Annotated in this window: 23 protein-coding genes and 1 pseudogene; 17 read left to right on the top strand and 7 right to left on the bottom strand. The window is 58.4% G+C overall.

What is annotated here, in order from left to right; translation table 11 throughout:
- Nucleotides 1-72: 72 nt before the first annotated feature.
- The 12 genes from AC245Y_RS33370 to AC245Y_RS33315 all read left to right on the top strand — a co-directional run bounded on the left by AC245Y_RS33370 (nt 73) and on the right by AC245Y_RS33315 (nt 12720).
- A complete protein-coding gene (locus AC245Y_RS33370; RefSeq protein ID WP_017997396.1) occupies nt 73-957 on the top strand; it encodes an MBL fold metallo-hydrolase in 885 nt (294 codons plus the stop codon).
- Between the two features lie 430 nt (nt 958-1387).
- On the top strand, nt 1388-1771 hold the full coding sequence (gene sdhD, locus AC245Y_RS33365; RefSeq protein WP_017997398.1) for a succinate dehydrogenase, hydrophobic membrane anchor protein: 384 nt from the start codon (nt 1388-1390) through the stop codon (nt 1769-1771).
- Between the two features lie 128 nt (nt 1772-1899).
- Entirely contained in the window at nt 1900-2427 is a 528-nt protein-coding gene (locus tag AC245Y_RS33360) for a sigma-70 family RNA polymerase sigma factor (protein WP_017997399.1), read from the top strand.
- Nucleotides 2428-2597: 170 nt separating this feature from the next.
- Nucleotides 2598-2948 (top strand): SPW repeat domain-containing protein, encoded by a 351-nt coding sequence (locus AC245Y_RS33355; protein ID WP_003555372.1) that lies wholly within the window; start codon nt 2598-2600, stop codon nt 2946-2948.
- Nucleotides 2949-2967: 19 nt separating this feature from the next.
- A complete protein-coding gene (locus AC245Y_RS33350; protein WP_003555371.1) occupies nt 2968-4143 on the top strand; it encodes a zinc-dependent alcohol dehydrogenase in 1176 nt (391 codons plus the stop codon).
- 225 nt (nt 4144-4368) lie between these two features.
- Nucleotides 4369-5331 carry an alpha/beta hydrolase gene (locus AC245Y_RS33345; RefSeq protein WP_017997401.1) on the top strand — a complete coding sequence of 321 codons (963 nt, stop codon included), beginning with the start codon at nt 4369-4371 and terminating at the stop codon, nt 5329-5331.
- 127 nt (nt 5332-5458) lie between these two features.
- Nucleotides 5459-7861, top strand: a complete 2403-nt coding sequence (locus tag AC245Y_RS33340) for an FdhF/YdeP family oxidoreductase (protein WP_017997402.1) — start codon at nt 5459-5461, stop codon at nt 7859-7861.
- A gap of 20 nt (nt 7862-7881) precedes the next feature.
- The gene (locus AC245Y_RS33335; RefSeq protein WP_017997403.1) at nt 7882-8484 is read left to right on the top strand and encodes a c-type cytochrome; all 603 of its coding nucleotides are present in this window, start codon (nt 7882-7884) and stop codon (nt 8482-8484) included.
- On the top strand, nt 8481-9473 hold the full coding sequence (gene coxB / locus AC245Y_RS33330; RefSeq protein ID WP_017997404.1) for a cytochrome c oxidase subunit II: 993 nt from the start codon (nt 8481-8483) through the stop codon (nt 9471-9473). Before AC245Y_RS33335 ends, coxB begins: the two co-directional genes overlap by 4 nt.
- Nucleotides 9470-11377: a cytochrome c oxidase subunit I gene (gene ctaD, locus AC245Y_RS33325; RefSeq protein WP_012760472.1), complete on the top strand. Its 1908-nt coding sequence runs from the start codon at nt 9470-9472 to the stop codon at nt 11375-11377. Before coxB ends, ctaD begins: the two co-directional genes overlap by 4 nt.
- Nucleotides 11374-11976, top strand: a complete 603-nt coding sequence (locus AC245Y_RS33320) for a cytochrome c oxidase subunit 3 (RefSeq protein ID WP_017997405.1) — start codon at nt 11374-11376, stop codon at nt 11974-11976. The genes ctaD and AC245Y_RS33320 overlap by 4 nt, the downstream gene beginning before the upstream one ends.
- A 333-nt stretch (nt 11977-12309) precedes the next feature.
- On the top strand, nt 12310-12720 hold the full coding sequence (locus AC245Y_RS33315; RefSeq protein ID WP_017997406.1) for a c-type cytochrome: 411 nt from the start codon (nt 12310-12312) through the stop codon (nt 12718-12720).
- On the opposite strand, the gene AC245Y_RS33310 is transcribed toward AC245Y_RS33315, so the two are convergent.
- The 3 genes from AC245Y_RS33310 to AC245Y_RS33300 form a co-directional block, all read right to left on the bottom strand.
- Nucleotides 12721-13590 (bottom strand): c-type cytochrome, encoded by an 870-nt coding sequence (locus tag AC245Y_RS33310; RefSeq protein WP_017997407.1) that lies wholly within the window; start codon nt 13588-13590, stop codon nt 12721-12723. It lies immediately after the preceding gene.
- A gap of 157 nt (nt 13591-13747) precedes the next feature.
- Nucleotides 13748-14068 (bottom strand): low affinity iron permease family protein, encoded by a 321-nt coding sequence (locus AC245Y_RS33305; protein ID WP_003555359.1) that lies wholly within the window; start codon nt 14066-14068, stop codon nt 13748-13750.
- A gap of 106 nt (nt 14069-14174) precedes the next feature.
- The gene (locus AC245Y_RS33300; protein WP_003555358.1) at nt 14175-14669 is read right to left on the bottom strand and encodes an NUDIX hydrolase; all 495 of its coding nucleotides are present in this window, start codon (nt 14667-14669) and stop codon (nt 14175-14177) included.
- A 98-nt stretch (nt 14670-14767) separates the two neighbouring features.
- Here AC245Y_RS33300 and AC245Y_RS33295 point away from each other — a divergent pair, with 98 nt between their 5' ends.
- Nucleotides 14768-15529: a cytochrome c oxidase assembly protein gene (locus AC245Y_RS33295; RefSeq protein WP_032997101.1), complete on the top strand. Its 762-nt coding sequence runs from the start codon at nt 14768-14770 to the stop codon at nt 15527-15529.
- Nucleotides 15530-15885: 356 nt separating this feature from the next.
- Here the strand turns inward: AC245Y_RS33295 and AC245Y_RS33290 are convergent, their stop codons facing one another.
- Nucleotides 15886-16821, bottom strand: coding sequence for an NmrA family NAD(P)-binding protein (locus AC245Y_RS33290; protein ID WP_017997409.1), 936 nt, complete (start codon nt 16819-16821; stop codon nt 15886-15888).
- Nucleotides 16822-16895: 74 nt separating this feature from the next.
- Between AC245Y_RS33290 and AC245Y_RS33285 the strand changes: the two genes are divergently transcribed.
- Entirely contained in the window at nt 16896-17720 is an 825-nt protein-coding gene (locus AC245Y_RS33285; RefSeq protein ID WP_012760476.1) for an AraC family transcriptional regulator, read from the top strand.
- A 359-nt stretch (nt 17721-18079) separates the two neighbouring features.
- Here the strand turns inward: AC245Y_RS33285 and AC245Y_RS33280 are convergent, their stop codons facing one another.
- Together AC245Y_RS33280 and AC245Y_RS33275 are read right to left on the bottom strand one after the other, a co-directional pair.
- Entirely contained in the window at nt 18080-18847 is a 768-nt protein-coding gene (locus AC245Y_RS33280) for a Crp/Fnr family transcriptional regulator (RefSeq protein WP_026157731.1), read from the bottom strand.
- A gap of 105 nt (nt 18848-18952) precedes the next feature.
- Nucleotides 18953-19189 carry a DUF6894 family protein gene (locus tag AC245Y_RS33275; RefSeq protein WP_003555408.1) on the bottom strand — a complete coding sequence of 79 codons (237 nt, stop codon included), beginning with the start codon at nt 19187-19189 and terminating at the stop codon, nt 18953-18955.
- A gap of 582 nt (nt 19190-19771) precedes the next feature.
- On the opposite strand from AC245Y_RS33275, the gene AC245Y_RS33270 reads away from it, so the two are divergent.
- A complete protein-coding gene (locus AC245Y_RS33270; RefSeq protein ID WP_003555407.1) occupies nt 19772-20020 on the top strand; it encodes a hypothetical protein in 249 nt (82 codons plus the stop codon).
- A 316-nt stretch (nt 20021-20336) separates the two neighbouring features.
- A pseudogene (locus AC245Y_RS33265) lies at nt 20337-20605 on the top strand (YciE/YciF ferroxidase family protein); the annotation flags it as partial.
- Nucleotides 20606-20832: 227 nt separating this feature from the next.
- Here the strand turns inward: AC245Y_RS33265 and AC245Y_RS33260 are convergent.
- Complete coding sequence (locus tag AC245Y_RS33260; RefSeq protein ID WP_017997411.1) at nt 20833-21747, bottom strand: NAD(P)/FAD-dependent oxidoreductase; 915 nt, start codon at nt 21745-21747, stop codon at nt 20833-20835.
- Between the two features lie 287 nt (nt 21748-22034).
- Here AC245Y_RS33260 and AC245Y_RS33255 point away from each other — a divergent pair, with 287 nt between their 5' ends.
- Nucleotides 22035-22232: a hypothetical protein gene (locus tag AC245Y_RS33255; RefSeq protein ID WP_003555350.1), complete on the top strand. Its 198-nt coding sequence runs from the start codon at nt 22035-22037 to the stop codon at nt 22230-22232.
- The last annotated feature ends 7 nt before the right edge of the window (nt 22233-22239 follow it).

The raw sequence follows: 22239 nt of genomic DNA, 5'->3' as shown, positions 1-22239 counted from the left end.
GCCTTCCGAAGAATGAGCAGAGGGAACTTCTCCCTCGGAGCGGAGTTCGTTGCGCTCACGAAGGAGATTTTGATGGTTGTTCAGCTTTCACTTGAGACCGACGATATTGCGCCGACTGCGGAAAGCGCGTCTGGAGCACGGGTCTTTGCACCTGATCTGGCATACCGCCTGATGTCGATCGTCAATGTGATTTTCCACGGCGACCCTGCAAAGGGTAATGACTGGGTGTTGATCGACACCGGTCTGCCGACGTCGAAGAATACAATCGTCGAGACGGCGGAAGCCCGGTTCGGACGAAATACACGCCCGTCTGCGATCGTCATGACGCATGCCCATTTCGACCACGCCGGCTCCCTGGAGGGGCTCGCGGAGCATTGGGACGTTCCAGTCTACGCGCATCCTCTCGAGTTTCCATATTTAAACGGACAAGCTTCTTATCCGCCGGCCGATGCCTTTGTCGGCGGTGGCGCGATGGCGCTGTTGTCACCCCTCTTTCCACGCTCCCCCGTCGATGTGGGTCGGTGGCTGAAGATGCTGCCGCCGGATCGGAGTGTACCAGCCATGCCGGGATGGAAGTGGCTGCATACGCCAGGGCACACGCCCGGTCACATCTCGTTGTGGCGGGAAAGTGACCGCACCTTGATAGCCGGCGACGCGATCGTCACGACAGGCCAGGAATCCGTCTACGAGGTCCTGACGCAAAAACCGGAGATGCACGGGCCACCGCGCTACCTGACACCCGATTGGGACGAGGCCGAACGCTCGGTCGTCATGCTGGCTAGTCTGGAACCGGAACTGGTCATCACGGGGCACGGCCAGCCGGTTCGGGGCGAACACACGCGTGCGCGTCTCCACGAGCTTGCCGCGAATTTTTCAGCAATTGCCGTGCCTGACGGACGACCGTATGCGCTCGACCCGGCAAAGCCTGGCAAGAGCGGAAACGACGCCTACCGGTAGACCGATAGTCTCACGTTGATGATCGACCAGGGGAGAAAGAAGGAATGGCAAGTCAAGATGATGTCATCGGCCGACGCGCTAATCGGATCCGGGGAGCAGCGGGCCGACCGGCCGGAAAGCAGTCTGAGCACTGTCGGGCGGCGGAGGAACGGCCCAGCGCGGGACCCTCTGAAACCTTAGCTGCACCCCCAGTCATTTCTGACCATGGTGATAGCCAGCGCGAGCTAGAGTTTGATGAGCATGCCATTGCTCATCCTGAAGACCGGCCCGACCTTCAGGTCGTAAAAACAGGGGCCGCGACCTTCGTGAGCAAGGCAGGTGAGCGAATACGGCGAAGGCCTTCGGTCAAGTAAGTTCGCTTTGCTTGAAAGGTGAATTGGTTCAACAGCGAGCCGACGCGAGAGGACGCTTGCGAATTGGGAGGACCACGATGACGACACCGCTCGGACGCGTTCGGGGTTTGGGATCCGCGAAGGGAGGCACCCGGCCTTACGTTCTCAAACAAGCATCGGGTTTGGCATTGGGCATCTTGACCCCTTATTTGATCGGGATCGGGATCTATCTGCTTGGAAGAGATCGCGACTTTGTCGTTGTTTCGATCGGCAGCTTCTGGATTGGCCCCGCCCTCCTCGCCTTCATTCTTCTCAGCGCCGTCCACATGGATATCGGCATGCGGACGATCATCGAAGACTACGTCCATGGACACATGAGAAAGCTCCTCCTTCTGTTTCTGAACTCGGCCTTCACCTGGCTGGTCTGTCTACTCTGTGTCTTCGCCATCCTCAGGATGATGTTTGAAGCTGCACAGCAATAGTCTAGGTCGTGGTGAAACGTTACGCCTTCCCGCCGCTAGAATCGCCCGTACGGTTCCGCACTGTTCCCGAACGAGCGGGAACGCGTAGCTTCCATCCTCATTCTTCTTCGACCACGAGGAGAGAAAACATGAGCGGACTGGGTGGAACGGGTGCGGAGATCAAAAAGGAAATCGTTGCCTTAATGCCGGCGGTGCACCGCTTCGCGATGCGGTTCGAACGATCTGTGACAGATGCGGACGATCTCACGCAGGATACCATGCTCAAGGCGCTCGCTCACATTGATCAATTTCGGCCCGGGACCAGCGTAAAATCCTGGTTGTTCACGATTGCCCGCAACACCTATTGCACGAAATACAAGATCCGCCAGAGATTTACCCTCTGTGCGGACATGGAAGTCGCTACATCCGGGCAGGCGGTACAATCGACCCAGGAATGGTCTTTGCGCACGGGAGAAGTCGATAAAGCCATTTCAGCTCTCGACGCCGACAAGCGCCAGGTGTTGCTGATGGCGGCAAATGGCGACAGCTACGAGGATATCGCCGGGGTGTGCGGGTGCGAACTCGGCACGATCAAAAGCCGTATCTCGCGTGCAAGGGCCGCCGTAATTTCGGCGCTCGGTGAAACCACCGCGTCAGGAGCCGTCGCTGCAAGGTGATATACGATCATGGTGGACAGCAGATTACAATCCTACAAAAACTGCCCAAGCCACTTCCCGCCATCGGGGGACCACGCGTAGCTGAGTTTTTGCGGATCCGTAAGCTCCCTGAAAAACGGGAACCAGCGCCTCATTTGGAAGTTTGAAGGCCAGAAAGGATAGGGGGAACAATGCGCTTCGTACCGACCATGCTTCATGGAATTGCTTATGTCGTCGGGTCCTTTGTGATCGGCCTGCCGTTTTTTCTCGAACTCAATGGCACTCCTCGAATGGTGCTTATCGCGCTCGGCATCATTATGGTGCTCTACAGGCTCCTGACCGACCATGAAATTGACGCTGTGCGGTTCCTACGGATCCGTTCGTTGCTTGATGCCATCTTTGGCGTAGCAATGCTGCTCTCACCCTGGCTTTTTCCCTTTCCCATGGATACGCGCTGGCCGGTCTACGCAATCGGGGTTGTTGCGCTCATTCTTGCTATCACCACGCAAATCCGTGCTGAAGGAACGGCCGCGATCAATTGAACTTACAAGGAGCTTATCGATGAAGGCACTGTGCTGGCATGGCAAGGGCGACATCCGCTGCGACAGCGTTCCGGATCCCAAGATCGAAGATGGGCGCGACGCCATCATCAAGATGACCGCCTGCGCCATCTGCGGCTCAGATCTGCACCTGATGGATGGCTACATTCCCTTTATGGAAAAGGGCGACGTGCTCGGCCACGAATTCATGGGCGAGGTCGTTGAGGTCGGACGTGACAACAAGAAGCTGAAGGTTGGTGACAGGGTGGTGGTGCCGTTCACCATCTGCTGTGGGGAATGTCAGCAATGCCTCAGAGGCAACTGGTCGGTTTGTGAACGCACCAACCGCAATGCCGATAACGCCACCAAGGCGTTTGGCTATCCAACCGCCGGCTTGTTCGGATACTCGCATCTGACGGGCGCCTACGCCGGCGGTCAGGCGGAGTATGTGCGTGTTCCCTATGCAGACGTTTCTCCAATCGTCATTCCCGATGGAATGACCGATGAGCAGGCGCTGTTTTTAGGCGACATTTTTCCGACGGGGTGGATGGCCGCGGCCAACTGCGAGATCGAACCCACCGATATCGTCGCCGTCTGGGGCTGCGGTCCGGTCGGTCAGTTTTGCATCAAAAGCGCGCTGATGCAGGGTGCCGCGCGGATCATTGCCATCGACAATGTTCCGGAGCGTCTGGCGCTGGCGCAGTCGGCTGGAGCCGAGATCATCAATTTCGACGAAGTGGACGGCACAATCCCGGACCGCATCAAGGAGATGACCGGGGGTCATGGCGCCGACAAGTGCATCGACGCTGTTGGTGCGGAATCCCATGCTACAGCATCATTTGATGCCGTCGTCGACAAGGTCAAGGCCGCCACCCTGCTTGGAACTGACCGCCCGCATGCGCTACGAACCGCGATCATGGCTTGCCGACCCGCCGGGATCGTCTCGGTTCCTGGGGTCTATGGCGGTTTCCTCGACAAGATTCCTTTTGGCGCCGCAATGAACAAGGGACTGACGATCCGCACCGGTCAGACCCATGTCAACCGCTATTCACTCGATTTGCTTCGCCGCATCGAGGAAGGCGAGATCGATCCGAGCTTTATCATCACGCATCGGGCGAAGCTCGAAGACGGCCCGGCTCTCTACGAGACTTTCAGGGACAAGAAGGACAACTGCATCAAGGTCGTCCTGACGGCATGAGATTATGAACGCTGATGCCAGAGCACTCAAGGAAGCGTGTCGCAGTTTCGAGGCCAGGCATGGAGTCGAGGCTTCTCTCAACGTGATGGCCGGCATGATGCAGGACCGCCTTGGCGACCATAGCCTCGCTGTACAATTCCAAGGCTGTGATGCAGGCGCGCCACCTCCCCAACCGGTAGACCTCGACGAAGTCGGACCGCCGATGCATGAAGAAGGCGCAGCCGGATGAGCTCACGCGCCTGCGACTTGATCGGCCGCCTTGAAGAAAAACATGTCACCCGCGCTCAGCGGCTGAACGCGCTTCTGCATTTACTTCCACGATACTACACCGATCGCAGGTGGAATGCGAAAGTCGCCAACGCCATAGTCTTGGGGCTGCAATCCGTCTTTCCATCGCGCCTGTTTCACGACTGCCGCGTTTTCAGCAGAAGCATCGCGGCCGGCGAACGTAGCGTCGGCTTGCGGTTTCTCCTGCCCGATGGAGCGCCAAGAGGTGTTTATGTGCACTTTCACGGTGGCGCGTGGGTGCTCGGCAATGCCCGCCTCGATGATGGCATCACGTCACGTGTCGCTAAAGAGTGCCAACTCATCGCCGTCGCTGTCGATTTTCGTAACGCCCTCGATGATCGCGTCGACCTTGCCATAGACGACTGTGAAATCGCTCTGAACTGGGTGGTCCGGAACCTGTCAGATCTCGGCGTCGGACGGATTGTTCTGGGCGGTGAGTCATCTGGGGCTCACCTTGCCGCCCAGGCCTTGCTGCGTCTGCGGGACCGGGGAATGGTCGAAGCATTCTGGGGATTTATCTCGACATGCGGCGCGTTTGATTTCAAGGGATCGCGCAGCCTCAGGAGCGCCGATAGCGCCTCCCTCATCGTGGACGCTCCCGCTGCTCTTCGAAATCTTCAAAGATTACGTTCCAGTTTGCCCTGGAATGAACGGGATGGGCCGTTACATGCGCAGCTCGAAGGCCTCCCGCCGGCTCTGTTCATCGCGGGCGAGCTCGATCCCATCGTCGATGACAGCATTCAGATGTTCCGCACTTGGCAAGACGCAAACGGAAACGCATCGCTAAGCATCGTTCCGGCCGGGCCGCATGGTTTCAACCGGCTTCCGACGGCTATCGCTAAAATCACCAACGCCTACGCGCGAGAATGGCTGATCGATAGATGTTCGGGCTTACATTGACGCCCTTTCCGGGCGCGGACACCGAGCGCTGGATCAATATTTGGCGAAATAGCCGGCCGGAAGCGAAAAAAGCACCCACTAAGGAACTTGTCGTTTTCAGAGAGCTTTAGATAGTTTGGGAGCGATCATGACAGCACATCCGAAAGACAAACCCTCGATCAAGCCATACACTGGCCCGGCCGGTGGATGGGGGTCCGCAAAATCAGTTGCCGGGATCCTGCTCCGTGAGCATATCCCGGCGAGCGGCGCCGCCTTGCTGGACAAGCAAAACAAGCCCGAAGGCTATATGTGCGTCAGCTGCGCGTGGGCGAAGCCCGCCAAGACGCATCCGCTGGAATTTTGCGAGAACGGCGCCAAGGCTACCGCCTGGGAGGTAACAAACCGCAGGGCGGATGCCGGCTTCTTTGCCGCGCATACGCTGAGGGAGCTAGAAGCCTGGCGCGACCATGATCTTGAGGAACAGGGTCGGTTGACGCAGCCGATGCGGTGGAACGCAGAAACTGATAAGTATGAGCCGGTCGAGTGGGACGTGGCATTCGCCGAAATCGGCAAAGAACTTCGAGCCCTCACGCCCCAACAAGTCGACTTTTATACGTCCGGTCGCGCCTCTCTGGAGGCGGCTTATATGTATCAACTTTTCGCACGACTGTTCGGCAGCAACAATCTCCCCGACTGTTCCAACATGTGTCACGAGAGCACCTCGGTGGCTTTGCCCGAAAGTATCGGAGCATCGGTCGGAACGGCGGTCCTCTCGGACTTTGAGAACACCGACTGCATATTTTATATCGCCCAGAATGTCGGGACGTCCTCGCCCCGGCTGTTGCATGACCTGCAGGATGCCGTACACCGCGGCGTTCCGATCGTTACATTCAATTTGCTGCGGGAACGGGGCCTTGAACGTTTCAAGAACCCGCAGGCGCCAACCGAGATGTTGTCCTCGAAGGAAACACTGATCTCGTCGGAATACTATCAGGTGAAGAATGGTGGCGATATCGCGGCGCTTTTTGGCGTGTGCAAGGCGTTGATCGAGGCCGACGATGCGCTCAAAGCGTCAGGAACAAGTAAAATCGCTGGGAACGACGACATCCCAGATGACCCATCTGAGGCCGGAACGATCGCATTTGCCGCGTCGATTGCAGCTGCCGACAAGAAGCATGTCCTCGACCACGACTTCATCCAGGAGCACACAACCGGTTTCGAACAGTTTGCCGATGCGGCCCGGTCCTATAGCTGGGCGGAGCTTGAGCGAGTTTCCGGTCTCACACGGGAGCAGATGACACATGCGGCACAGACTTATGCAAAAGCCAAGGCAGTCTTGATAGCCTATGGGATGGGTGTCACGCAGCACGTGATGGGCGTCGACAACATCCATATGATCGCCAACCTCGCGCTCCTGCGTGGCAACATCGGTAAACCAGGCGCCAATATCTGCTCCATTCGGGGCCACTCCAACGTCCAGGGACAACGAACGGTCGGTATTACCGAAAAGCCGGGGCTCGTGCCCCTGGACAAGCTGTCCGAGCTGTACAAATTCGAACCGCCGCGTTGGACGGGCCGATCGACGGTGGACACCTGCAAAGCAATTCTCGATGGCGAAGCGCGTGCCTTCATTGGCCTCGGCGGTAACTTTCTGCGTGCCGTGCCGGAGACAGAGGCGATGGAGGCGGCCTGGAGGAAATTGCGCCTGACGGTGCAGATCGCGACCAAACCAAACCGCAGCCATGTGCTCCACGGCGAGATCGCGTATCTGCTGCCTTGTCTGGGGCGGTTGGAGATCGACAACCAGGCCACCGGTCCACAGGCTGTATCGATCGAGAGCTCAGTCGCACACTTCCATGGGTCGCGCGGCAAAGCGACACCGGCGAGTAGCCATCTAAGATCTGAGCCAGCGATCATTGCCGGATTGGCGAAAGCCACCTTGGACCGTGGTGACGTCCCCTGGGATGCATGGATCGACGACTATAGCCGGATCAGAGACGCGATCGAGCGCACCTATCCCGAAACGTTCAGCGACTTCAACAAGCGGCTGTTCCAGCCGGGTGGGTTCGCTCGGCCCCTGCCAGCGCGCGAACGGAAATGGGTTACCAAGACGGGCAAGGCGAACTTCCTGACGCCGGACCGGCTGTTTCCTGAATTTGCAATCGATGGCGCGCAAGAAGACGTCCTGCATCTGTCGACACTGCGATCGAACGACCAGTTCAACACGACCATTTACGGCTACAGCGATCGGTTTCGCGGCGTCAACGGAACCCGCAAAGTCGTTTTCATGAATCGCGATGACGTCGCTCGCCTCGGCTTCGCCAACGGCGACAGCGTCGATTTGCGCACGGCCATCGATCACTCGACCGCGCGCCAGGTAGGCGCGCTTAGGGTCGTCGAGTACGATATTCCGCAAGGCTGCTGCGCGGCATACTATCCGGAATGCAACCCGCTATTTCCGTTGGGACACCACGATGCCCAGTCGAAGACGCCGTCCTACAAGCTGCTTCCGGTATTCGTCACCAGGTCACAGCAGCAGCCGAAGGACTGATCCGGCACGGGAAGCTTTCCATGGGCAGTGTTCGAGGTAATCGTCGTTCAGCTATAGCCATCGCACTTGGTGGCGCCGTTGTCGTCGGCGCGGGCGCTCTCGTGGGCTGGGCACGAGAAGGCCGCACCTTGCGTCTGGATCCGCCGCTTTCGGCCGAGTTCGAGAAGATCCGCTTGATGCCGAATGACATCAGCGGAGCGCCGCCAGAAATCTATTTCAAGCTGGGAAAGCCATACGAAAGTACCGCTTACGATTTGAGCCAGGGAAAGCGGCTTTATTCCTGGTTTGGCTGTCCGGCATGCCACGGCGACGGCCGGGGTGCGGCCGGCCCATCTTTTCTGGACGGATGGTGGCTTTACGGTGCTGAGATGATCTCGGTCGTAGCATCCATCCGCGATGGCAGGCCCCACGGAATGCCTGCCTTTCGTGACAAGATGACGATCGATGAAATCTGGCAGCTCGCCGGCTATGTGAGAACGATCGGCGCCTATTCGGCAAAAACGACCGCGCCCAGTCGCAATGACGACAAGAACACCCGGCCGTCCGAGAACCGCGCACCGGCCGCGGCTCTCTTCGACGAGGGACCCGCCGGCGCGCACCCTGATCAGGGGCCATCGCCTTGACGCGCTCTTCGATCATCGGCCCGTCCCTTGCGTCTCTCTGTCTCTCAGGCTGTACGGGGTCGCAGTCTGCGCTTGACGCAGCCGGCGCATCGGCTTCCGCCCTGAAACAGCTCATCGTTGTCATTGTCGTGGTCTGCGCTGTTGTCTGGCTTGTGGTGATGCTGGTGCTGGCATGGTCCCTGCTACGACCGCGTGACGGACGCGGGGTTGCTGGCAACGACCAGAAAGCGCGTAAGGTTGTCGCCGGAGCGGTGGCGGCCACCGCTTTCATCATCGCCGGCCTGACGATCATAAGTTTTTATACGACGCGCAAGATTGGCGAAGCCTCCGAAACAGCGTTGACCGTCACCGTGCGAGGTCAGCAGTGGTGGTGGCAGTTCATCTATCCCGATGATGGATCGGGGCGAGACTTCAAGACGGCCAACGAGCTGCACATCCCTGTCGGACAAGCTGTGAAACTACGGTTGGAGAGCGCCGACGTCATTCATTCTTTCTGGGTTCCGAGCCTGGCGGGAAAGCTGGATCTAATACCGGGCCGGATCAACGAACTAACGTTGCATGCTGATCGACCGGGAATCTATCGCGGCCAGTGTGCGGAATATTGCGGGCTGCAGCACAGCCACATGGCGGTGCTTGTCATTGCTGAAGACGAGGTGAGTTATCGGCAATGGGTGCAGGGGCAGCAGCGTGAACGGCTCCCGCCGGCAGATCCACAGGTCACAGCCGGCGAAACGGTGTTCATGAGCAAGCCTTGTGCCGCCTGTCATACCATTCGCGGCACATCGGCGGCCGGGGTAACCGGGCCTGACTTGACGCACGTTGGAAGCCGGCAGACGATCGCGGCAGGGCTTTTGCCGAATACTCGCGGGTCCCTCGCTGCTTGGATCGCCGACCCGCAGACGCTCAAGCCCGGCAACAACATGCCGCTCGTGCCGCTCTCCGGGGAAGAGTTGAAACAGGTCTCCGCCTACCTAGAAAGTCTCAAATGAGCGCTGATCCTCCCCCGCTGACCGATGTGGATCTTGGCGACGAGGTGATCGACCTCAGGCTTCATCAGATTTGGAAAACGCCAACAGGCTTGTGGGGCGCGCTTTCGACCGTCGATCACAAAATCATCGGCCGGCGCTACATCGTCACGGCTTTTGTGTTTCTTCTACTTGGCGGCATCCTGGCGATGGCGATGCGCCTCCAGCTGGCCACGCCCGAGGCGCGCTATATCAGTCCCGATCGCTACAATCAGATTTTCACGATGCACGGCACCAACATGATGTTCCTGTTTGCCGTACCGGTGATGGAGGCCATGGGCGTGTATCTCGTGCCGCTGATGCTCGGCACCCGCAACATCGCCTTTCCGCGCCTCAACGCTTTTTCCTACTGGATATTTTTAGCCGGCGGCCTGCTGTTATGGATCGCATTCGCGCTGGACGTCGGTCCCGATGTGGGCTGGTTTGCCTATGTCCCCCTCTCCGGCCCCCAATATGGTGCCGGAAAGCGAGCTGACATTTGGGCGCAGATGATCACGTTCACGGAGGTTTCGGCGCTTGCTGTCTCTGTCGAGATCGTCGTTACCGTATTCAAGCAGCGCGCACCGGGAATGTCCCTGGATCGAATTCCGCTCTTCGTCTGGTCGATGCTGGTCACCTCATTCCTTGTGATCCTGGCGATGCCGGCGATCATGTTTGCAAGCAGCACCTTGATTCTCGACCGTCTGGTTGGTACCCATTTTTACAATCCCGCCGAGGGCGGCGACGTCCTGTTGTGGCAGCATCTTTTCTGGTTCTTTGGCCATCCGGAAGTCTACATTATCTTCCTGCCGGCGGTGGGAATGGTGTCGACGATGATTTCGACGTTCGCCCGCAGGCCGGTGTTTGGGTACCTGGCCCTGGTGATGGCGTTGATTTCGACGGGCGTCCTCGCCTTCGGCCTCTGGGTGCATCACATGTTCGTCGTCGGCCTACCGCGACTTGGCGAGAGCTTTTTCACGGCCTCCAGCATGGCTATTGCCGTGCCCGCCGGCATTCAGATCTTCTGCTGGCTCGCAACACTGTGGGATGGAAGACCGGTGTTCAAGTCACCAATGCTGTTCATTATCGGCTTCATCATCACCTTCGTGCTTGGCGGACTGACTGGCGTCATGGTGGCGTCGGTGCCATTCGACACGCAGGTGCACGACACCTACTTCGTCGTCGCGCATTTCCATTACGTCCTCGTTGGCGGCTCTGTTTTCCCGCTGCTTGGAGCGATCTATTACTGGTTCCCAAAATTCACCGGAAGGATGATGAGCGAACGGATCGGCCGCTGGGTATTCGGGTTGATATTCACCGGTTTCCACCTGACGTTCTTCCCGATGCATCTTCTCGGTCTCTTCGGTATGCCGCGTCGTATCTATACCTATCAGCCCGAGATGCCTTGGGCCGGTCTGAACCTGTTCGTCAGCCTCAGCTCTTTTATTCTCGCCGTAGGATTTCTCCTGTTTTTCATGGACGTTGTCCGCAGTGCGCGCTCCGGCGCTGTTGCCGAAGAGAACCCATGGAACGCATCCACGCTGGAATGGGCAACGACCTCACCTCCCAGCCCCTATAATTTCCGGCGCATCCCGGTTGTCAGCCAGCGTGAACCGTTATGGTCAGGCTCGTCGGATCTGCCGGTGGTCAGCGGAATGCGGCTGGACCGACGGGAACTGATCGTCAGTGGCGTCGTCGAGGCCGAGCCTGAAGCACGGGAGTCCTCGCCGACCAATTCGATCTGGCCACTCATTGCAGCCATCGCGACGTCGATCATGCTGATATGGTCGATGTTCTCGCCATGGGCGGTCGTTTGGGGTTCAATCCCGATCGCAATCGCCCTGACCGGCTGGTTTTGGCCAAAGGGCGACCCGGAGGATGAGTCATGAAAGAGCGCCTGGTTCTCGATGTCTCGCACCTGCCATTGCACGGCTCCGGCACCGCCAGCCCGACCTGGTGGGGAACACTGGCGTTCATGTTGATCGAAGGGACCGGCTTTGCTCTCGGAATAGTCGTCTACCTTTACCTGATGAGCATCGCCAGCGTCTGGCCGATCAACGCGCCGGCGCCTGATCTGCTGCCTGGCACTCTTTTGACCGCTGTGCTCGCTGTCAGCGTAATACCGAACGTGCTGGTGGCGCGCTGGGCTGAACGCAGAGAGCTAAAAAAGGTCCGGATCGGCCTGATCGTCATGGCTTTGCTCGGCGTCGCCCCGCTCTTCCTGCGGGTATTTGAGTTCCCGGCCCTCCACGTGATGTGGGACAGCAACGCCTATGGTTCGATCACCTGGGTGCTGCTCGGACTGCACACCACCCACATCCTGACCGATCTGATCGACACGCTGGTTCTGATGTGCCTGATGTTCACGCGGCACGGCGACAATCCGAGGCGCTATGGCGATGTGGGGGACAACGTCATGTACTGGAACTTTGTTGTCGCAACGTGGGTTCCGCTCTATCTCTGTCTTTATTGGGTGCCGCGTCTATGAGATATTCCATCGCAGTCGCTGGAGGATTGGTTTTCGCCCCACTAGCTTGGGCCGTCAGCACACAGATTGGCCAAGTCATGCCCTATGTGGACTGCCGGATGGGCAGGCCATGGTCCGCGATGGCCACGGTGCTTCTAGCACTGTTGGCGGTTGTCGGTGTTCTGGCGCCTTTGGCGGCACCTAGAAGCCCGAAATCGAGGTCAGATACGTTCATCAGGACGATCAGCGTTCTCGCGGGATCAGCATTTGCGTTTGCCTTGGCGATGCAGGCCGCGGCCACTTTTATAATAAACCCTTGTCAACACTGATCCGAAACGGTGCCGGAGACAGAAAATGAGCGGCGAAGGGTTTCCCGTCAAGATCGTAGTTCCGTTACTGGTCACGATGCTCGGGCTCGCGGCGGGGGTCCTCACGTACCAGGTTAGAGATCGCAACCGGAGGACAGAAGTCGCAAGTTTACTTGCTCGCGGCGATCCCGCCCGTGCGCCTGAGATTTTCCGGCGTTATGGTTGCACCGGATGCCATACGATTCCCGGCATCGCGGGAGCCAACGGCAAGGTCGGCGGCCCACTGGTCGACATACGCCAGCGCGTCTACCTAGCGGGAGTCGCGAATAATGACGCGGAGGCGCTTGTCCACTGGATTGTGGCGCCGAGTGCGTTCGATGCCAAAACGGCGATGCCGGACACCGGTATTTCAGAAGCCGAAGCGCGGGACTTGGCTGCCTATCTTTACGGGCAGTGACTACGGCTGCGGTGTCGGTCGTGCTGGCAGCGACTTAATGTAAGTTGCAATGGCATCGCGGTCACCTGCGGGGAGTTTGGCGGTGTTAGTGACAACGTCGGCCATGGAGGATCCGACGCGCCCGTGGTCCGGGGTGTTGCCGCTGGTCAAAACCTCGAAAATATCGGCCTGAGACCAATCGCCAATACGCGCGGGCGTGATGTTCGGAACGAACCCCGTTCCTTCAGGATCCTCACCCCCGGCATATCGCGTCGCCTGCTTGATCGCTCCAAAGACATTGCGCGACGAATGGCACTCGGCACAATGGGCAACGCTTTCGGCGAGATAGGCGCCTCGGTCATGGATGGGATCGCCACTCAGCACGGCTTCGGACTTTCCCTCGTCGAAAAACAGCAGCTTCCAGAAGCCGACGAACCGCCGGATGCGGAAGAGTGCGACGAGGTCGTGGGGCGGCGCGCCGCCCGACACTGCTGGTAGAGTCTTCAGATAGGCAAACAGGTCCCGAACATCGTCCACCGTCATTCCGGTGTAGCTTGGATAGGGAAAGACCGGATAATAATGCTGTCCGTCGGGAGAGACGCCCCCGATCAGCGCGTTGCCAAGATCGGCGGCGGTCCACGAACCAATTCCGTCCTTCGCATCTTGCGAGATATTGGGAGGCCGGAACGTGCCGAACGGCGAGGCGAGCGCAAGGCCGCCGCCGAGTTGCAACCGATGCTTTTGCCCAGGTGTCGCATGGCACGATGAGCAATCTCCTGCGGCGAATATCAATTCGCCACGAGCAGGATCGCCCGGCTTCACGAACGCCGGATCATTCTCTTCAAAAGAGATATTTGGTTTGGTGATGAGCCACGCGCCAGCGGCGAGCATTGCAACAGTAAGAGCGGCCCCCAATAAAATTGTCCGAACTCGCGTCTTCACCGATGGTCCTTCGCTCCCGAGTTATCCCACATCCTGCCGAGTGGATGTCTTCGAATAGACAGACGGTTTAAAATTATGCCACAGCGACACATTCCAGCTATACCCATTACTCCGATTCGGTATGTGTTGCCCGAAAGCGCTCGATCTGCTCTGGCTCCTTCTCGTCAATCTGGGTGATTTCGTTTTTCGCATCGCCATGCACATGTAGCAGTTCATCGAGCTTGGCATGGATTGCCTGTGTATCCCGATGTTCCGCCCGCTGGATGAAAAGCGTCATCATCCAGGTGATCAGCGTGGCGAGGCCGTGCCATTCCAGCGTCTCGGGGCTGAAGATGAGCCAGGAGATCCCATAGAAAATTACAATGGCAAAAGCGATGGGGCTGGCAGTCCATGTGCCTAAATCCGTCAACCAGGAACGCCAGCGCATAGTTGAGACCTCCACATTGAGGCGAAAACCCTCTCTTAGGCAGCCGGTTCCCGCAGACGCGACATTTCGTTGAGATCTCTCCGTTCTGAGTGCGGCCTAGTCGCGATCATTCGGCTTGCATCTTTCGCCCTGTCCTTGGCCTGAAATCCGCGAGCATTGACTTGAGTTCCACTTCCCGCACACGCCTCGCAGCCTCATCCGGACTGACCCATTCACGCGTACGCTGTCCTTGTTCCTTGAAGTCCGCATTCAGCTCGTGGACCTCGATCTGAAACACTTCAACGACGCATGGCGCGACGTCTCCGTCATCCAGTTCCTTGAGATAGGTGTAACGGCCGACGGGTTTCTTATGAACGGCACCGCGAATGCCTGCCTCTTCCCAGGCTTCGATCGCAGCAGCCTCGTATGGTTTCTTTCGCTTCATCGGCCACCCCTTCGGAATGATCCATCTGCCGCTGTCGCGCGAAGTGATGACCAGTATCTCGATCGCGGCGCCTTCAGTCCGCCGAAAACAGAGAGCGCCATATTGTTGCCGGAACGGGCCAGTGAACAGCTTGTCCGGTAAAGTCGCGGCCTTCGCAGGTTTCTTTCGATTTGACATGGTCACACATAGTAGCTCCCAGCTCGACGCAACTGGCAAGCCTGGAACAATTCGGCCGAGCGTTGGTTCCTCGTCAATTGTCCGGTGATGGCTTTATCATGACCTTCCAGCTCGAACCCTACTGCGGTAACGCTCCAGCACCTGAGGCCCTGATGGCGGACTGGAACTTCGACCCAATCCTGCTGTCGGCAATCGCTCTAGTGGCGCTGTGGACATGGCGCCGAGCTATGGCGGAAGACCGGGTGGGTCAGTGGGCCCTGTTCATGGGTCTTTGTGTCCTCGCCTTTGTCTCGCCCCTATGTGCCTTCAGCTCCGCCCTCTTCTCGGCACGGGCCTTCCATCATATTGTCTTGGTATCGCTTGCTGCGCCGCTCGGTTGGCGCTTTTTCTTTGGATCATCTGTTACGCTTGATCGCTTTCCATCCATGGCCGCATTCGTCGTACACACAGTGATGGTCTGGCTCTGGCATCTGCCTCTTCCCTACGCCTGGGCTCTCTCCAGCAATTTTGCCTATTGGGCAATGGAAATCCCTCTCCTTCTGTCGGCCCTGTGGCTTTGGCGTGAAATCCTCTACCCGCGACGCGCCTCAGGCAGTGCGCTCGCCATCTGCGGTGGCACGATATTGCAGATGACGATGCTTGGGGCATTTCTGACGCTCACTCCACACCCTCTGTTCAGCCCGCATTTTTTGACCACCGACCTTTACGGTCTCACGCCCCTCGAAGATCAGCAGTTGGCCGGGTTGTTGATGTGGGTGCCCGCCTCGCTGCCATATGTCGCCGCCTTTCTGCTCAGGATCGGTCAGACGATTAAAACATCGTCCCGTGATAAGGCTGTGGACGTGCCTCAAAACGTATAGCTGGCCGCGACGCCGGATGCGGCGGCCTGGATGCAGATCCTTACTGCCACCGATGATTGGAACGACCTGGGGCCTGGTCCATGGCAGCCGCCTTGAACGGGGTCTAACCGCCGACGTGTTTACTATTAGCGAAGCCGTTGATCCGGAAGAAACCTTCGGCGGTGTAGATGGAAACTGCGCAATCACGTCCAAAGTGGGCGGCGGCTCACCGAGAATGCCTGATCTTCATCGGCAGATTCCAGCCGCTTCATCGGTCGCCAATTCATCAACGATCAGGCTCTCAAACGCGCCGAGAAGTTGATCGTTGTCATTGGCCCAGCCACCACTGCCCGCTCGCTGCGGAATCTCCGAAAGCTCTAGCGATGTGAGCTCCACGTTAGGAAGGTCTCTGGTTTGACGCCATCCGTCCGCGCCTTCTCGATCAGCGGCCGGAGTGTGTCTTTGACGAATTCTTCCATTGTGGTGCGCAGTGCAGGACGATCATCGTGAAACTTTACACGCCCATCGTTAAGAGCAGCCAAGGTGTCGTTATCGTAGACCCACCGTCCGAGAGCTCCGAACCTCTCCCGGAATACCGCCTCGACCTCGCGATCGCTCCTATCGATGAAGCGATAGTCCACCTCTCTAGCGAGTGCCCGGCTGATAATCGCGGCGATCTCGGTCATCGTGTAATCGATGCCCAGTTGCTTTACGGATCGGTGCTGGTCAGTCGGCGTGTCGAACTCTTTCGCCGCGAGATCCGCGATGTCCTGAATGGCAATCCAAGGAGTTTTCACGTTTGGGTCAAGCGACCAGCCGATCCTATCGTGCTGCGCGATGGAGTCGGTCCACCCGGCAAGGTCCTGCATGAACCAGCCACCCTGCAGGTGCACCACTTTGATGTCGCGTAGTCGGTTGAGGATCTGATCCAGGATATGAAAGCCCTGAAAATGGCCGGTGTTTCCGCTGACCTCGGATCCCATTCCGGTCAGGCTCACGGCCAATTTCACAGGGGAATCTCGAAGGGCGTCGAAAAACCGAAGCGCTACCGTAGGGTAGTGCCCATGGAGGTCCTCCGAGCCCCAGATGGTTTTGACCATGAGGAACGCAGCGTCAGCGTCTTCGAAGAACGCGTTAAGTTCACCAGCACCCGTATCGAAGCTGCCAAGGAACGATTCTGCTCCTTTCGCGACAAGGTCATCGAGGGCCGGCCCTCCTCTTGAAAGAGCTTTGACTGAATGGCCTTTGGCCAAGAGGTTCTCGGTAAGTTTGGCACCGATCCTGCCGGTCGCGCCAACCACGGCTATACGCATGGGTGATCTCCTGAGAGTTGCTAAACCAGGAGCCTAAAGGATTGCCCCGCGAGCAAAAGTGGAGATAATGCCATATGATCTCGAAATCGGGCCAACCTTCGAATAAGCCACCCTGCAGTGCCGCGATAGATCTAAGCCTCTTGCATGGGCCTGCGATGGCGATCAGGATGGACTTCGCCGACTATGAAGCCGAGGGGGTGCAGCACCAGCACCCGCAGGGTCAACTGATCCTGGCGCTCCATGGCGCGGTGACCTGCAGAGCGGAAAGTGGGGTCTGGATCGTTCCGCCCGACTGCGGAGTTTGGATACCAGGTGGCGTTCCTCACAGCAATCAGGTCACGTCCAATGCTCGTCTAACGTACCTGTTTGTCGAGCCCGGCGCGGCCATGCTTCCGGCTGTATGCTGCACGCTTTCGGTATCGCCGATGCTTCGGGAGATGATACACCGGGTAGCGGACCTATCGGAAAATCACGCCCGCGACGCTCATGTCGATCGCCTCGTGCGGGTCATGCTCGATGAGCTCGCGCTGATGCCGCGGGAGAGGCTGGAGCTGCCCGTATCTGACCATCCAAAGATCGCCCTGATCGCCGCGGCTCTTTTGGCAGACCCGAGCGACCGCCGAACCCTTGGCGAATGGGCTGAGCATGTCGCGGTGAGCGAGCGATCGTTGAAGAGGCTTATGGTCCAAGAGACAGGATTGAGCTTCGGCCGTTGGCGGCGTCAGCTACATCTGGTCATCGCGCTGCGGGAACTTGCCGGCGGTGCGACAGTCCAGCGGGTAGCAGGAGACTTGGGGTATGAATCCACGACAGCCTTCATCGTCATGTTCAGGAAGGCGCTTGGGACCACGCCATCGCGTTACTTTGCCGATCGCTCATTAATCACGGAGCACGCATGAGACGCCATATATTGCTGCGATTTGGTTTCATCGCAAACTCGCAGACTGGTTGCATGCATATGGTGAGGTTCTCCGGGACCGGGCTATTAAGCCTGTGCCCAGTTCGCGGAAGTTGCCAGACGGAATGCTTGCGCATGCCGAACCGATACGATCTGAGGGCCGAACAATGAATGTCGGTGCGATCCTTGCCGCCGACGCTCGGTTCCTTAGCGATACCCCTGGGATGCCCTTAGTGGGAGTGCTCAAAAAGGAACCCTCACTGTTGGGTCAGTTTTGGGAGATGGCGCGCGCGGGGACGACGTGGGATTATATTACGCGCGGTGCGGGTCGGTGCAAGCTTTGGGCCCTGGGGCGGCTGCTCAAAGCGTATGATGATGGCGATTGCCGTTTAGTTGGACGGGCAGAGCCGACGGCTGCGGCGAGTTCTCAATCAGCCGCTCGTATTCCTGCTCCGGCACACCATAGCAGCCGCCGGCGATTTCGATCAGCATGTCGCGATCCAGGATGCGGACGTTGCCGCGTGTCGATTTGATGGCGTGCATGCCTTCAAGGATGTGCAGCTCATCGGTGACGCCGGCTCGCCTGACACCCAGCATCAATGCCAGGAAATCATGCGTAAGCGGCAGATCATTGCCCTCGATGCGGTCGTGACACATGAGCAGCCAGCGCGCTAGGCGCTGATGCATGTTGAATTTCGCCGCAGCCAGCGCCGTGTGGGCAAGCTGCAGCTCGCAGGTGTGGACATAGCGCAGCAGCAGTTGCCGCACATCCGCGTTCTCAAGCGTCGGAAGAAAATCCTCCTTAGCGACCTGAAGCCCGTGGCCTGACACTTGCATGAAGGTCTTATTGGGCGTCCGATCCACGCCGAGGATAACGGGGTATCCGGCAATCCCTTCGCGGCCGATGTGGCGGACTTCGAGGCTTCTGCCCTCGGCGCTTTCGGCGACCATCGAGGCGAGGCCGCTTTCGATAAAGCAGACATGCTCGATCGGTTTGCGCGGCAGCATGAGTGGGCGTTTGACAGGAAGATCGACGGGTTCGAGGAACGGCGCCAGAAGCTCGAAGGCATCCTCCGGAAACCGCCGCAACAATCTGTTATTCACTCGCCTCTGCAGCAATTCTGTCATAACATCGCACCATCCGTCGAATGGTAAAACGAGAACCTACTCCTTTCGTTCGAAGGCTTCAGGCTCTGTGCGGTTTTGACAATTGAAACCGTTTGCGCGAGGGCGCTATTCCAGGCCGACAGCCGACCGGAAAGGAACGGTTGCGACCAGCGAGCCTTCTTCGGTCATGATCTCGAAAGTCGCTCCGTCTGCCGGATCGCCCCTCCGGATCCCCTCCGCCACTATTTCACGAGCGGCCGCGACCGCTTCCTCCCGTGCCTGTTCAGGCGAAGCCAAGTCGATGCCTTCTAAATCTTCCTCGAAGACATCGTTCCGGCGGATGTGGAAAAAATACTTCGGCATGGTTTGCTCCACCAACGAGAATCCCACCGAACCTCTCGATAGCAAAGTTGTTCCACCCGGGCTGTCGATTGACCACATTCAAACCTAGCCGCATGAGACTCAGAAAAAAGCCCCGCGTAAAAGGCGGGGCGAGTTGGGGAAGTTTGGAGGAGTAGGCCGCGTAAAAGGAAACGGATGCGTGGCCCATCGGCCTTACTCTCGGCGGCCACTCTTGTTCCTTCGTCGGCAGATTTAAAACAGGAGGCCGCGCAGAGCGTTACCGAAGGCATTGGATGGAAACACCAAACAACCCTGCCTCCGCGCGGCCAATCCCCTGGGAGGGTGGATCGCGGAGAGTGCAAAGGGCGTTGTGCAAGGAAACATGGCTTCCCCTCCCGCGATCCGCCTTTCTAACCGGGCGCGTGCGATACCGGTTCCTGCGCGGTTCCGTACAAATCGTTGGAGAAGCGGATCGCGGTGACTTGGCGGAGGCTCGCGGCAACCGTTCGCAACCGTACTGATGGTTGTCCTTGGGAGGTTAATGCAGTACCAGATTTCCTATCGCGGTCCGGGCGAATTGTTGCGACGCTCAAGGAGCATGAGATGACGGACTTCAATCTCTCACTTCAGATGGACGACGTAAACGTGCTTTCCGATGCCGTCCAGACTTGGTACCGGCACAATCACGCTGCGCCGACGGAACAATCAATGCAGCTGCTTTGCAGCGCGGCGGTCGACCTCTATAATGAAGGACATAGGACGCGCGAGGAACTGGTCACGCTGCTGATCATGAAGTTTGATAGCCTTCACTCGCTGCAGGTAAACGCGCCATCGTCCGCGTCTCATCATTGACAGTGATATCGGCCATCGATGCGGACGCCGGCTTGTCGGTGTCGCTCATCCAACCTCCTGGAATGTCGAAGCCGATCGGCGAAACGCCAAGAAAAGCCCCGCCTTAGTTAAGACGGGGCAGGTTTGGATTGCGGCGGGCCGCACATTGAAGTGTAAGGTGGCTGCCATATCAAATCTCTCCACGACCCGACTCCTTACGGTCCGCGGAGCCAAATTGTTCCCGTCCGAGAGATATTTAATCGGCCTTGCGGCCGGCCATGTAATTCAAGCATTTTTCATAATACTCCTCAACCCTCCGGGATGCCGTCCTGGGACGGCCCGTGGCAAGACCTGCGAAGCCATCCAGGGTATTATCGCCGAAGTCCAGGAGATCATGGAGGAATACAACGGCACCGTGGCCCTCGACGCTGGTCTCATTTCGTCTGCACAGGGTGTAGAACACTACGAGATCGCCCGCGACGGCACGCTGTTCGCATGGACGCCGTACCGCTCTTGCAAGCCAACCTTGCCGAGGAAGAAGTGACCGACCAGAAACTGACGCAGCTCGCCGAAGCGTCCGCGAATGTTAAGGGGAACAAGGCAGCCCGATCCCAACCAGAATGGAAAACGGCGCTCGACGAGCGCCCTTTTTTGCGTCTGGCCAGAACATGTCACCCCACGCGAATCGGGTCAGGAGCACCTAATGACGTCCATCCGCCGCGTTCTCGGAACGCGTCGGCCAGCCTTCGTCGCTAATATGGCTGAGGTGCGACTTCCTTGACACTCATGCAACGTCGCTCAGCAATTAATTATACGCATCGGGCCCGCTGGGCTCAGCGGATCAATGGTGACAAATCGCTAAGATCATTCCGGATCGTCGTGGCCGCGACACCAGCCTGGCCCATCGCGTGGCTAATTTGATCCAGTCCAATCACCACGTCTCCAGCGGCATACAGGCCCCGGACGTCTGTGCGTTGGTGACCGTCGACGCAAATACATCCCTCCCCCGAAACCGTTGCACCCACCCCTAAGGCGAGCTCCGATCTGACGTCCGATCCTAACGCGGGGTAGATGGAGTCGAACCGATGCGTGCCCCTGCTTGTACGGATCGCGATCGCGCCTTGTTCGACATCGATTTCGAAAGGGCCACCCTTCACCAATATGCCCAGCTGCTGCAGCCGCGTCTCCTCGCTCGCCTTGAGTTCATGCTCGCCGGAGGGTGACACCAAAGTAATGTCACGGCTATAACTTCTGAGAAATACCGCTTCCTTGAACGCTTGGGAGCCTTGCCCGATGATCGCCACGCGTTTGTCCGTGACTTCGAAGCCGTCGCAAACCGGACAGTAGCGGATGAGCCCTCGTTTCACTGCCTCGTCGTGCTTGTCTTTTGGCATCGACGGCATGCGGTTCACAACACCTGTGGCGACGAGAACCGTTCGGGCCGATAAGGAGCCGTCGGCGAAAGAGACGACGAAATCCTTTTCTGCCTTGCGCAGTGCCGTCACTCGTTTATCGTCGATTTCCGCGCCGTACATGACGGCTTGAGCGCGCATCCGGCGGAGCAGGTCCGCACCATTGATGCCGCTGGGGAAGCCGGCATGGTTATGGGACACCGGGATGTTGGCTGCCCGGCTGGTTCCGTCATCAAAAACCGTCACAGACAGGTGATAGCGCGTCAGGTAGATCGCCGCCGTCAGTCCGGCAGGCCCACCTCCGACGATGATGCAGTCTCTTTTTGTTACATCCATTCCATCATCCATTATCGGTAACCGCCCTGAGGCGGAGGGAGCGTTTTGGAACACGGATCAGCGGCGATAGTTCCCGACGGCCGTGAATGGCGGAGTCAGGAGATCGAAATTATGGATATAGCGCTCATTGTCGGATATTGCCTCCGTCTGTTCCGTCTGCAGCTTCGTTCCGCAGGTCTGGAAGGTCGTTCGCACCGGGGACACCGAACGACGCCGCATCCCTGACCATCGCCGTCGGGAAATGGGCTGCTCTGAGAGACTGCCGTTCCAACGATGGCATCCTCAAAGTGCCGCCGAACGGCTCTGTCCAGGACACCAAAGCCGAGCAGGCAATCGAGGAGACACGCAAGAAACCAGTCGACGGTCAGGATCAACCCGCTGCAGGTCCTCATGACAAGGAGCACCTGCAGGACGAAAGCAAGACGCCCGGCGCCGGAGCATTGCCCGACAAGGGCGATGAGAGCGTGTCACCAGGAAGCGGTTAAAAAAGGA

Source organism: Rhizobium sp. SRDI943 (assembly GCF_057653695.1).
Note: the sequence above shows the minus strand (reverse complement) of the source record. Positions and strands in the feature narration are given on the sequence as shown.